Raw genomic sequence first — 12,311 nt, forward strand, 5'->3', positions numbered from 1 at the left:
GTAACGAAACAAGCATAATCCGCGACACCTAAACTTAATTGCTCCGTCATTCCCCTATGCCACTGTGACATGCCCCCAATCGGGGGGCTTCTATGCAAGGGGATACACCATGCGTCATGGAATCTCGATGGGTCACACCCGCATGAAGTTGGTTGCGGGCGCTGTGCTGATGTGCGTCGCTTCCGTTGCGGGCGCGCAGAGCGCCACGCTGATCGGCGGCGGCGCTACGCTTCCCGCTCTCGGTTACGGCGGCAATGTCGCCAACCGTCTCATCACGCCGACCAGCGGTTCGCTGCTGTACGCGTATTCGCATATCGCGGGCAATCCGCAGACCACGTACTGCCAGACGGGCAGCGGTACCGGCAAGAAGATCCTCGCCGGTAACGATCCGACGGTCGCCAACGTCAACGGCGCTTGCGTCGCGTCGCCGGCTCCGATCGGCTTTGGCGGCACCGGCCTTTCGCAGCCGCATTTCGTCGGTTCGGATTCCCCGCTTTCGCAGGCCGACTACAACGCCTACGTCGCGGGTCACAGCACCGGCGCGCCGGTTCAGCTCCCGGCGGTGTCGGGTGCCATCTCGGTGATCTATAAGAAGACGGGCGTTACGTCGCTGAAGCTGACCGAAACGCAGGTTTGCCAGATCTTCTCGGGCCAGATCACGTCGTGGGGCGACTCGCGTCTTGCCGGTACCGGCGTGCCGTCGGGCACCACGGGCAACATCTCCATCGCTTATCGTTCGGACGGCAGCGGCACGTCGTTTGCTTTCACCAACCATCTTTCGGCCAAGTGCGGTCCCACCTCGATCGGTGGTAATGGTGTCGCCACGGCGTTCAAGACGAACCAGGCGTTCACCACCGCTGCCGCGTCGTACACCGCGTCGTACGCCGGTTCGCTGCCTGCTTCGGGCAATCCGGCCGTCGTCACCACGGTCAATGCGAACGACGGTTCCATCGGTTATGCCGAAGCCGCGAACGCGCTCAGCGGCGGTGTGAAGTCCGCCTCTGTCGCCAACGACAATGCCCCGGCCACGTTCGTCAGCCCGACGTCCTACGGTGGCACCGCGCTTGCGGTCGCCCTGTCGTACGACAAGGTCATTGCCGACGCTGTCGATGCCAATGGTCGTCCGACGCTGCAGTCGCTCCCGTCGACCACGCAGTGCGTCGCGGTCGTGGATCCGTCCACGTATGCCGTGCCGGCTTCGGGTTATCCGATCCTTGCCGTGTCGTACTTCCTGGGTAATGCCAGCGGTAACGGTCTCGATCTCGCCAACGTTCGTGGCGTCCTCGGTTCGCCGTACAACGCGACGGTTCGCAGTGCCACCACCACGATCGGCGCCAATCGTGGCCTGTCGTTCCTGACCAACTCCGATCTGACCCAGGCCAAGGTCGACGGTTGCGTTCTGAACTAAGCTAAGTCGAGATTCTTTCGACAAAGGGAAGGGGCTTCGTGCCCCTTCCTTTCGGCGTTTGGGGATTTAAGTCGCATATCGTTACAGCGATTATGAAATATGCGTTTCCATTAACCTGGGACATATTGTGTAATCCATTTTGAAATATATCCGTGTCAGCCTTTCGGCATGATTATGTCGACGGTAGCCGGACCGGTTAATGAAGCTATGGGCGATGCCATGGCGGACGAAGTATCGCTATTGCGCCTGCTGGTAGCGCGTGGGCGTCTTAAAGACAGCGACCTGACGCGTGCGCGCCGTCTGCACGAGGAATCGCCCGAAGGCACGTTGACCGCGCTGATGGCGCGGTTGGGTCTGGTGTCGGAGCGGGACCTGGCGGATGCCTGGTCCGAGCTGCTGGCGTTGCCGCTGCTGGCGGCGAAGGACGCGCCGGAGTTGCCGCCGGCGGACGTGGAGCTGTCGGTGCGGTTTCTGAAGCAGTACCACGTGGTCCCGGTGCGCGACGGCGAGGACGGGCTGGCCCTGCTGGTGGCCGATCCGGCCGACCCGTACCCGTTGCAGGCCGCGCGGCTGGCCTGGGGCCGCGAGGTGGGTCTGCGGGTGGGTCTGCGCTCGGAGATCGACGACCTGATCGAGCGCTATTACGGGCAGGGCCGGTCGGCGATGGGCAGCATCGTGGAGAGTCTGGACGGTAGCCAGGCGGTCGAGGACGATGTCGAGCACCTGCGCGACCTGGCCTCCGAGGCGCCGGTGATCCGGCTGGTCAACCTGATTTTGCAACGGGCGGTCGAGCAGCGTGCCTCGGACGTGCACATCGAGCCGTTCGAGAACCGGCTGAAGGTGCGCTACCGGATCGACGGGGTGCTGCACGAGGTGGAAGCGCCGCCGTCCAGTTCGACTGCGGCGGTGATTTCGCGGGTGAAGATCATGGCCCGGCTCAACATCGCCGAGCGGCGGCTGCCGCAGGACGGACGGATCCAGTTGCGGGTGCAGGGCAAGGAGCTGGACCTGCGCGTGTCGACGGTGCCGACCAGCTTCGGCGAGTCGGTGGTGATGCGTATCCTGGACCGCGAGTCGATCGTGTTCGACTTCGCCTCGCTGGGCTTTACCGAGCATTTCCAGTCGCGCTTCGTCGAGGTGCTGGACCGCCCGCACGGGATTCTGTTGGTGACCGGGCCGACCGGCTCGGGCAAGACGACGACGCTGTATACGGCGCTCTCGCAGATCAACACGCCGGACGTGAAGATCATCACGGTCGAGGACCCGGTGGAGTACCAGATCGAAGGGATCAACCAGATCCAGGTCAAGCCGCAGATCGGGCTGGACTTCGCCGGGGCGCTGCGCTCGATCGTGCGCCAGGACCCGGACGTGATCATGATCGGCGAGATGCGCGATCTGGAGACCTGCCGGATCGCGATCCAGTCGGCGCTGACCGGGCATCTGGTGCTCTCGACGTTGCATACGAACAGCGCCTCGGGCGGGATCACCCGGTTGCTGGACATGGGCGTGGAGGATTACCTCTTGGGCTCGACGGTGAACGGGATCCTGGCCCAGCGGCTGGTCCGCCGGCTGGACCCGGACACGGCGACGGCGTACGAGGCCTTGCCCGAGGTGATCGCGCAGTTCGAGCTGCACAAGTACACCGACGAGCGGCCGATCCGCTTGTGGAAGCCGGGGACCAGCGCGACCAACCCGAGCGGGTACCGCGGGCGGCGGGCGATCATGGAGTTTCTGGTGATGAGCGACCCGTTACGCCGGCTGGTGATGCAGCGGGCGGACGCGGGGGAGATCGAGCGTCAGGCGCGGGCCGAAGGGATGCGCACGATGTACGAGGACGGGCTGGCCAAGGCGGTCGCGGGGATCACCACGATCGAGGAGGTGCTGCGTGTTACGCAGGAGTCCTGACGGGAGGCCCTCGCCATGAGCCAGTTCCGCTACCGGGCGATCAGCGCGAGCGGCGAGGCGCTGAGCGGGCAGATGGACGCGCCCTCGCTGGCCGAGGTGATCGCGCGCTTGCAGGAGCAGGGGCATACGCCGCTCGACGCGGCGCCGGCCGAGGGCGACGGCAGCGCGAGCGGGCTGGCCGGGCTGTTCCGCAAGGGGCCGTTCACCGGCGACCAGCTGGCCCAGTTCACCCACCAGTTGGCGACCCTGCTCGGGGCCGGGCAGCCGCTGGACCGGGCGCTGGGGATCCTGCTCGACCTGCCCGAAGGCGAGCGGGCCAAACACCTGGTGGAGCGGATCCGCGACCGGGTCCGTGGCGGCACGACGCTGTCGCAGGCGCTGGACGAAGAGCACGGGGTGTTCCCGCGGCTGTACGTCAGCCTGGTCCGCGCCGGCGAAGCGGGCGGCTCGCTGGACGAGACCTTACGCCGGCTGGCCGAGTACCTGGAGCGCTCGCAGGCGCTGCGCGGGAGCATCGTCAACGCGCTGATCTACCCGGCCTTCCTGATGGTCGGGGTGCTCGGCTCGCTGGTGTTGCTGCTGGCCTACGTGGTCCCGCAGTTCGTGCCGATCTTCGCCGACATGCAGGTGCCGGTGCCGTGGATCACCTCGGCGGTGCTCGCCCTGGGCACGGCGATCTCGGACGGGTGGTGGGCGATGCTCGCGGCGATCGTCGGCACGGCGGTGTTCGTGCGCCTGCGCCTGCGCGACCCGGACGCGAAGCGGGCCTTCCACGCGCGGCTGCTGACGATGCGGGTGGCCGGACCGCTGCTGCTGAAGGTGGAGACCGCGCGGATCGCGCGGACCATCGGCACCCTATTGAAGAACGGCGTGCCGCTGCTCTCGGCGCTGACCATCGCCCGCCAGGTCACCGGCAACCGCGCGCTGGACGCGGCGCTGGCCCAGGCGGCCGAGCAGGTCAAGGGCGGGGCCGGGCTGGGCGTGGCCCTGGCCCAGGCCGAGCGCTTCCCGCGGCTGGCCCTGCAGATGGTCCAGGTCGGCGAGGAAGCCGGCGCGCTGGACAGCATGCTGCTGAAGGTGGCCGACACCTTCGACGTGGAGGCCAAGCGGGCGATCGACCGGCTGCTGGCCGCGCTGGTGCCGGCGCTGACCATCGTGATGACCGTGATGGTCGCGATCATCATGGCCGCGATCCTGCTGCCGTTGCTGAGCCTGACCAGCAACATCAATTAATCGCATCCTAAGGAGACCCCATGCGCGCGCAACCGACTTACCGTACCCGACTGGCCCGCGGCTTCACGCTGCTGGAAATGCTCGCCGTGATCGTGCTGATCGGGATCATCGGGGCGATCGTGGTGACCCAGGTGGGCAAGAACGTGGACAAGGGCAAGTACGGGGCGGGCAAGGCGCAGCTGACCACGCTGGGGCAGAAGATCGAGAACTACGCGCTGGACAACGGCACGCCGCCGGCGGCGCTGGAGGACCTGATGGTCAAGCCGGCCGACGCGGCCAGCTGGCAGGGCCCGTACGCGAAGCCGTCGGACCTGAAGGACCCGTGGGGGCATCCGTTCGGGTACCGCTACCCGGGCGAGCACGGCAGCTTCGACCTGGTGTTTTACGGGCAGGACGGCAAGGCGGGGGGCGAGGGTTACTCGGCCGACGTCGGCAACTGGCAGTAACGGCCCCCGCATGCGCGCGCGCGGCTTCACCCTGTTCGAGATGCTGGCGGTGATCCTGTTGATCGGGATCGCGGCGGCGGCGGTGTCGATCCCGGTGAGCCAGGGGTTGGCCAGCGCGCGGGTGAGTGCGGCCAGCGGGGAGCTGGCCGCGGCGCTGCGCTGGACGCGGGCGCAGGCGATCGTGCGCGGGGAAAGTCTGGCGCTGGAAGTGGACACGGCCGGGGCGACCTACCGGGCCCCGGGCAAGCCGGCGGTGCGGCTGCCCAAGGGCATGACGCTGGCGTTGACCAGCGCGCAGGAAGACCGGGTGAATGCGACGACCGGACGGATCCGCTTCTTCCCCGACGGCAGCTCGACCGGCGGGCGGGTGACGCTGGGACGGGGCACCCGCGAGTGGCACGTCAATGTCGGCTGGTTGACCGGGGCCGTTAGTGTCGTCGCGACGGACGGACGGTCGTGACGCCGTCGCGTGGTTTTAGTTTGCTGGAAGTCATTGCGGCATTGCTGTTGCTGGCGATCGCCTTTGGCGCGGTGATGCGGGTGGCGGGGGCTTCGATGCATCTGACGTCGCGATCCACGACGTTGAGTCGCGTGACGATGTGGGCGGATACGACGATGGAAACCGTGGGCTACGTTGCGCCGCTGGTTGCGGGGACGAGCGAGGGGCGCTTCGACGATACCTATCGCTGGAGCATGACCATTTCACCGGTCGTCGACGGCATGCAGGCGCGCTCCGAACTGCATCTGTATCGTCTGGAACTCGACGTGTTCTGGCGCGAAGGCGTGACGGATCGCAAGGCGCATTTCACGACGTTGCGCGTTCAGGACGAACCGCATGCACGATCGATGGGGCCATCGTCGTGACGCGCGCCGGCGGATTCAGCTTGCTGGAAGTGCTGGCGGCGCTCGCCCTGTTGGCCTTGCTGCTGCTTGGCGTGTATTCCGGTGTGCGCTCCGCGACGTTCAGCGTATCGCGCGGATCGGCCGCCATCGAGCGGCTCGACGAGATTCGCGGTGCTCGCGAATTTCTGCGACGCGAGTTGGCCGAGGCGACGGCGCTGCCGTGGAAGGTCGATGGCAAAGGCAACCCTGTCGTTTTCGACGGAGACGACAAGGGATTCCGTTTCGTTGCACCGCTGCCCGGCTATCTCGGCAAACTCGGGCCGCAGGTTCAGACCGTACGGATCGTAGACGAAGCCGACGGCACGCACAGTCTGAAAATCGCATTCTCCGCGCTGCCGTTGAGCGCCGGTTCCATCGCCGATGCGCCGCCGGAAGTCCTGATCGCGCGCATACGTTCCGTTCGTTTCCGTTACGCCTTGAACGGTGGCTGGGCGGATCGCCGGACCGATGCCGCCGAACTGCCCAAGGCGGTGAGCATCGAGATCGTGCCGGACGAAGGCGTGGCGGCATGGCCGTTGCTCGTCGTTGCGACGCGCGAGGGAGACACGGCGATCAACGCTCGCGGCATCGGACGCAGTCTGCTGCCGGCGCGCACGCCATGAATGCGGTGAGGGAGCGCGGCGTCGCACTGCTGGTCGTGCTGTGGGCATGCACGCTGCTGGCCATTCTGGTGGGCGGTTATGCGTCGTTATCGCGCATCGAAGGCGAGCAGACGCGTTACCAGACAGCGCAGCTACGTGCGCGCTATGCGGCGGAAGCCGGCGTCATGCGCGCGATCCACGATGTCTATGCGCACAGACAGGAATGGCCCGAAGGGACGGAAGCCGTCGAAACGCCGGGCAGATGGATAGGCGATGGACGTCCTTTCGCATTCGCGCTCGATCGCGCGAAGGTAACGGTGACGGTCAGCGACGAGGCGGGGAAGGTCGATCTCAACTCGGCGGATGAGTCCGTGCTGAGGGCGTTGTTCATCGCCGCTGGCGTGACGCAGGATCGTGCGACTGCGATCGCGGCCCGTGTCGTCGAGTGGCGTACGACGAGCGCCGTCGACGATGCCGTCGCGCGTCGGCGGTATGCGGACGCCGGACTGACTTACGGCCCTCGCCGGGCGCAATTTCCGGCGCTGGACGAACTTCAGGCCGTGCTGGGCATGGATTCGGCGATATACGCCCGGGTCGAGCCCGCGATGACATTGTGGTCGCAGCGGACCAGTCCCGAAGCCGAGTTCGCCCCGGTGCTCGCACTCGCCTCCCTGCCGGGGATGGATATGGCCAAGGCCACGCAGTATGCCGCCACGCGCGACGCGACACCGCCCGGATCGCCGTTGCCTCCGTTGCCGGGCGGCGTGGCGGTGGGCGGAACCAATGGCGCGAACGCGGTCACGATCGTATCGGAAGGGCGCGATGAGGGCGGTATCCGTGCAACGGTTCTCGTGACGGTGCGCTTCGATCAGATAAACGCCGTGCGCGATCCCCGCATGTCGCTTTACACGATTCTTCGCTGGCACAACGGTGCGCGATCGTGATGTATATCGCATCGCACCGATCCGTCATATACGACGCGTGTTCGTCTCGCGTCGTCCTGTCATCTGTCGATGCTAACAGTGCGGGTTCGCCAACCAAGGGACTGCGCGTCGCATGAATTTGCAGGTGTCTTCCGTCGTGTTGCTTCGCCTGCATCGCGCCATGGACGCATTCCTTGGCTGGTGGCTCGGCGAGCTGCGTACCTTCGTGCCGCGCCGGTGGCGCGCTTCGCTGTTTCCATCGCGGACATGGACGACGATCGAGCGCGTGGCGAATGGCTGGTCTGTGGGCCATACGGAACAGGAAGAGGGCGCGTTCGTCGGCGACGAAGCCGTTGCGTCGAAGCAGTATGTTTTTCCCCACGACCCCGAAACATGGGTTGTGTTGTTGCTTCCGTCGCCCGTTGTGTTGCGACGTCGTCTGGTGCTTCCGCTTGCGGCGCGCGACAGCTTGCACCGCGTCGCTGCCTACGAACTGGACAGGCACACGCCGTTCCGGGCCGATCAGGTGCGCTACGACGTACGCGCGCTGCGCGAGTCGGCACCGGAGGGACGGTTCGTTGCGGAGTTGCTGGTGGTTCCCCTCGCGACGATCGACGAGGTGCTTCGCCAGTCTGGCGAAGCCGGTATCGCGCTGGATGCGATGTGCGGCACGAAGCCCGATATTGCTAGCGGCCTGAACCTGTTGCCGCCATCCGGGAGACGTGTTCGCAGGAAGGGGCGCGGACGATTGAATTTCGCGCTCGCGGGTGTCGCTGCCGTCCTCGCTTTCACGGCGATGGTCGGCTACGTGCATAATCGCGCTGACGCACTGAACCGCATGCGTGACGAAGTGGAAGCGTTGCGCGTCGAGACGAAGAACGTCGAGGCTTTGCGCAGGCAATTGAACGATGGTGCGGGTGCCGACGGCTTTTTCGCCGCGCGCAAGAGTGCCTCGGCGCCGGTGCTCGCCGTGCTCGCGGAGCTGACGCAACGCCTGCCCGACGATACGTCGGTCGAACGCGTGACGATCGCCGCCGACGGCACCGTGGGCTGGCAGGGGCAGAGTCCGCAGGCTGCGCGACTGGTCGATGCGCTCAAGGGTGCGGACACGCTTGGCGAACCGAGTTTCCAGGGCAGCATTCAGACCGATTCCACCACGAGCAAAGAGCGCTTCTACATGGTCGCGCATGTGCGCAAGGCAAAGGAGGCCGGGCATGCGCCTGCGTCCCGCTGATTCCCGTATGGGCGCGATGGCCGTGTCGATCGCGCTGCTGGCATCGATCTACGTGCTTCTTATTCATCTCCCGTTCGTCGCCCCATTGACGCGTATCGCGGACGATATGGACGCCCTGCGCGACGACCGGGCGCGCTATGCGCATGTCGTCGCTTCGCGTCCGCTATTGCAGAAACAGCTTCAGGCGCAGGCGGCGCACGACTCGGCCAGCGGCGCGTTCCTCGCGCAGGACGATACGAATGCCGCCGCCGCCGATCTCATGCAGCGGATGGTCGACCTGGTCGGCAATCAGGCGAAGAGCGGTCCGTGCGAAGTCGTGCAGAAGATGCCCGTACCGGTGCAGGCGAAGCCGGGCGAGCCTTACCGGAAAGTGGTCGTGAACATGACCCTGCGTTGTTTCATCGAGCCGCTGACGGCGGTATTGCACGGCATCGCGACATCGCGTCCCTCGTTGTTCGTCGAGGACTTCAATGTGGGGCGCACGCCCATGGCAAAGCCCGCCGATGTGGATGCTCCGCTGGACGTGCAGTTCAGCGTCGCCGGTTACCTTCGTTCGGCGCCCGCGCACGAAGCGGTGCGGCGATGAACTCAGGCAGCCTTCGGCGTTCGACGGTCGTGCTCGGATGCGTTTGCCTGCTGTGCGCAACGGCGGTTGCGACGGTGTTCGGCGGTGCGGGACGTCGTGTGCACTGGGACGCAGCCGATGCGTCGCCTGTCGCCACGACAGCGGCTTCCGTGCGTCCGGCGGAAACGAAGACGTCGCCGTTGGAAGCGTACGCCGCTATCTGGCGCCATCCGCTATTTACACAGGATCGTTCGCCGATGCGTGCCGCCGTCAGTGACGCGCCGGATGGATCGATCGGCAATCTCGAACTCACCGGCGTTATCGTCACGCCAGGTTTGCGCATGGCATTGCTGCGCGATAAAGACGGAAAAAACCAGGTCCGTTTGCGCGAAGGCGCTGCGTTGCCGGGCGATCGCTGGACGTTGCGCGAAGTGGCATCGCGTGGCGTAACGATCGAACGCGATGGCGAGCGTCGACGTCTGACCATGAAAACGGCGGCGCCAGTCAGGATGGCGAGTGCGCCCGCTGCCGTTCCTCCCAACACGCCAGTACGGGCTGCGCTTCCGCAGCCCGCCACCACGGCCGTGCCACCGACCGACCCAGGAGTGCGTTGATCCATGTCCAGGTTTCCGCTGATCGGCGCGACGACGCTTCTTGTCGTCCTGACCGGATGCTCGACCCTGCCGCAACCACGTGACGATGGTTCCTTACAGCGCGAAGCGATTGCCGGGACGGAGAAGCCGGTGCCGCCGTCGCTGGCGGTGGGCCCGGTCAATGCGCCGCGTAACGGCGGGGCGGCGGTGGCGCCGGAGATCGTTACCGGGAGCGGCCAGTTCGTCCGCCCGCAGGGGCTGGCCAAGCCGAGGCCGGTGGTGGCCGGGGAGGGCAGCGTCACCTTCAACTTCGAGAACCAGCCGGTCGAGTCGGTGGTCAAGGCGATCCTGGGCGACCTGCTGCACGAGAACTATTCGATCACCCCGGGGGTGCAGGGCAACGTGTCCTTCTCCACCTCCCAGCCGGTGACCAGCGATCAGGCGTTGCCGATCCTGGAGACGCTGCTGTCGTGGACCGGCAACGCGCTGGTGCGCACGGGCGGGCGCTACGTGGTGATGCCGGCGAAGGACGCGGCGGCCGGCAATCTGGTGCCGAGCCTGGGCGCGGCTGCGCCGCAGGGCGGGCTGCAGGCGCGGCTGTTTCCACTGCACTACATCTCGGCGGTGGAGATGCAGAAACTGATCAAGCCGTTTGCGCGGGCCGACGCGGTGCTGCTGGCCGACCCGACCCGCAACGTGATGGTGATGGCGGGGACCCCGGCGGAGCTGGACAACTACCAGCGCACGGTGAGCACGTTCGACGTGGACTGGCTGCGCGGGATGTCGGTGGGGGTATTCAGCCTGCAGCGGGCGGACGTGAAGGAGCTGATGCCGGCGCTGGACAAGCTGTTCGGCGACAAGGGCAACACGCCGATGGCCGGGATGCTGCGCTTCATTCCGATCGAGCGGACCAACGCGCTGGTGGTGATCAGCCCGCAGGCGGAGTACCTGGAGGAAGTGCGCGGCTGGATCGACCGGATCGACCGGGGCGGCGGCAACGAGCCGCAGCTGTTCGTGTACGACGTGCGCAACGTGCAGGCGGCGGACCTGGCCGATTACCTCAGCGACATTTACGGCAGCGGCTCGGGCGGGCGGTCGTCCGATCGCGGCGGCAAGGTCGGCCCGGGGCTGACCTCGGGCACGGTCGGCGGCGGGGATAGCGACAGCGACCTGGGCAACCGTGGCGGCAGCGGGATGGGCAGCACGGCGGGCGGCTTCGGCAACACGGGCAGTTCGCTGGGCGGCGGCGGGAGTACGACGGGCAGCCTGGGCGGGGGGAGCAGCGGGACCGGCTTCGGGAGCACGACCCAGGGCAGCAACAGTCTGGGCGGCGAGGACAGCAGCGGCAGTTCGCGCCGGCGCAGCGGCGGGGCGACCACCGAGGACGGGGTGCGGATCACCTCGGTCGATTCGAACAACCAGCTGATGGTCCGCGCGCGGCCCTCGCAGTGGGCCGAGATCGAGCAGGCGATCAAGCGGCTCGATGCGGTGCCGCTTCAGGTGCAGATCGAGACGCGGATTCTGGAAGTGACCCTGACCGGGGAGTTCACCTTCGGCGTGCAGTGGTATCTGGAAGGACTGGCCGGGGGGACCAACGGCTCGGTCGGCCAGCCGGGGAACAAGCGGCAGGGGGCGCTGGGCAACGGCGGCAACGTGTACAACCCGGCGAACAGTTTCTTCTACTCGTTCACCAACAACGACCTGTCGGTGGCGGTGCGGGCGATGGAGACCAGCGGCAACGCGAAGATCCTGTCGGCGCCCTCGCTGGTGGTGCTGAACAACCAGAAGGCGCACATCCAGGTGGGCGACCAGATCCCGGTCAACCAGACCTATATCAACACCACGGGCAGCACGAACAACCAGATCGGCCAGGTCCAGTACCTGGACACCGGGGTGATCCTGAACGTGCGCCCGCGCGTGAACCCGGGCGGGTTGGTCTACATGAACATCAGTCAGGTGGTCAGTGCGCCGGGGGTGAAGGACACCACGACCGGGAACTTCCCGATCCAGCAGCGCGAGGTGGCCACGCAGGTGGCGGTGCAGAGCGGGCAGACGGTGTTGCTGGGCGGGTTGATCAAGCAGGACGAGAACCAGAGCGACACGGGGATTCCGGGGTTGAACAAGTTGCCGATCGTGGGCCGGTTGTTCGGCACGACCACGCGCAGCCGCAACCGCACGGAGCTGATCGTGCTGATCACGCCGCGGGTGGTGAGCAACGGAGAGGAAGCCCGGCAGGTGACGGACGAGTACCAGCGCAAGTTCGAGTCGCTGCGGCCGTTGCTGCCGGCGGCAAGCTCAGCGACCCCGCGTGCCGGGGGATCGACGCCGGTGCAGACGCTCCCGGCGCGGCCGTAAGCCGCGCTTGGTCGGCATCGCGCGCCGGCGCGCTCCCAGAGATCAACAGCGCGAACTTTGCTCGTTGTGGGAGCGCGCTTGCGCGCGAAAGCCAACGGAGCGGCGAAGGTGGGATATGCATCCGCAGCCCGTAGACCGGGCTCGCGGACGTGCGCATCCGTCTTC

The 12,311-nt window shown here is 66.6% G+C and carries 12 protein-coding genes; all 12 read left to right on the plus strand.

All coding sequences use genetic code 11. The annotated features are described in order from the left end of the window. The first annotated feature begins 109 nt into the window (after positions 1 to 109). The 12 genes from AC3IR3_RS05295 (at position 110) to gspD (ending at position 12,146) form a co-directional block, all read left to right on the plus strand. The gene (locus AC3IR3_RS05295; RefSeq protein WP_489195935.1) at positions 110 to 1,408 is read left to right on the plus strand and encodes a substrate-binding domain-containing protein; all 1,299 of its coding nucleotides are present in this window, start codon (positions 110 to 112) and stop codon (positions 1,406 to 1,408) included. Between the two features lie 219 nt (positions 1,409 to 1,627). Next, positions 1,628 to 3,313 (plus strand): type II secretion system ATPase GspE, encoded by a 1,686-nt coding sequence (gene gspE / locus AC3IR3_RS05300; protein ID WP_489195936.1) that lies wholly within the window; start codon positions 1,628 to 1,630, stop codon positions 3,311 to 3,313. A gap of 15 nt (positions 3,314 to 3,328) precedes the next feature. Then, positions 3,329 to 4,546, plus strand: a complete 1,218-nt coding sequence (gspF, locus tag AC3IR3_RS05305; RefSeq protein ID WP_489194321.1) for a type II secretion system inner membrane protein GspF — start codon at positions 3,329 to 3,331, stop codon at positions 4,544 to 4,546. A gap of 77 nt (positions 4,547 to 4,623) precedes the next feature. Then, positions 4,624 to 4,992 (plus strand): type II secretion system protein GspG, encoded by a 369-nt coding sequence (locus AC3IR3_RS05310; protein ID WP_489196884.1) that lies wholly within the window; start codon positions 4,624 to 4,626, stop codon positions 4,990 to 4,992. Between the two features lie 10 nt (positions 4,993 to 5,002). Further along, the gene (locus tag AC3IR3_RS05315) at positions 5,003 to 5,452 is read left to right on the plus strand and encodes a GspH/FimT family pseudopilin (protein WP_489195937.1); all 450 of its coding nucleotides are present in this window, start codon (positions 5,003 to 5,005) and stop codon (positions 5,450 to 5,452) included. Then, positions 5,449 to 5,856: a prepilin-type N-terminal cleavage/methylation domain-containing protein gene (locus AC3IR3_RS05320; RefSeq protein WP_489195938.1), complete on the plus strand. Its 408-nt coding sequence runs from the start codon at positions 5,449 to 5,451 to the stop codon at positions 5,854 to 5,856. The genes AC3IR3_RS05315 and AC3IR3_RS05320 overlap by 4 nt, the downstream gene beginning before the upstream one ends. After that, a complete protein-coding gene (locus AC3IR3_RS05325) occupies positions 5,853 to 6,497 on the plus strand; it encodes a prepilin-type N-terminal cleavage/methylation domain-containing protein (RefSeq protein ID WP_489195939.1) in 645 nt (214 codons plus the stop codon). Before AC3IR3_RS05320 ends, AC3IR3_RS05325 begins: the two co-directional genes overlap by 4 nt. Then, a complete protein-coding gene (locus AC3IR3_RS05330) occupies positions 6,494 to 7,420 on the plus strand; it encodes a type II secretion system minor pseudopilin (protein WP_489195940.1) in 927 nt (308 codons plus the stop codon). Before AC3IR3_RS05325 ends, AC3IR3_RS05330 begins: the two co-directional genes overlap by 4 nt. Before the next feature lie 112 nt (positions 7,421 to 7,532). After that, entirely contained in the window at positions 7,533 to 8,633 is a 1,101-nt protein-coding gene (locus AC3IR3_RS05335; protein WP_489195941.1) for a PilN domain-containing protein, read from the plus strand. After that, a complete protein-coding gene (gene gspM, locus AC3IR3_RS05340) occupies positions 8,614 to 9,219 on the plus strand; it encodes a type II secretion system protein GspM (protein ID WP_489195942.1) in 606 nt (201 codons plus the stop codon). Before AC3IR3_RS05335 ends, gspM begins: the two co-directional genes overlap by 20 nt. Then, on the plus strand, positions 9,216 to 9,812 hold the full coding sequence (locus AC3IR3_RS05345; RefSeq protein ID WP_489195943.1) for a type II secretion system protein N: 597 nt from the start codon (positions 9,216 to 9,218) through the stop codon (positions 9,810 to 9,812). Before gspM ends, AC3IR3_RS05345 begins: the two co-directional genes overlap by 4 nt. A 3-nt stretch (positions 9,813 to 9,815) precedes the next feature. Further along, positions 9,816 to 12,146: a type II secretion system secretin GspD gene (gspD, locus tag AC3IR3_RS05350; RefSeq protein WP_489195944.1), complete on the plus strand. Its 2,331-nt coding sequence runs from the start codon at positions 9,816 to 9,818 to the stop codon at positions 12,144 to 12,146. Positions 12,147 to 12,311 lie beyond the last annotated feature (165 nt).

The sequence above is a fragment of the Luteibacter sp. GL_149 genome, assembly GCF_057834065.1.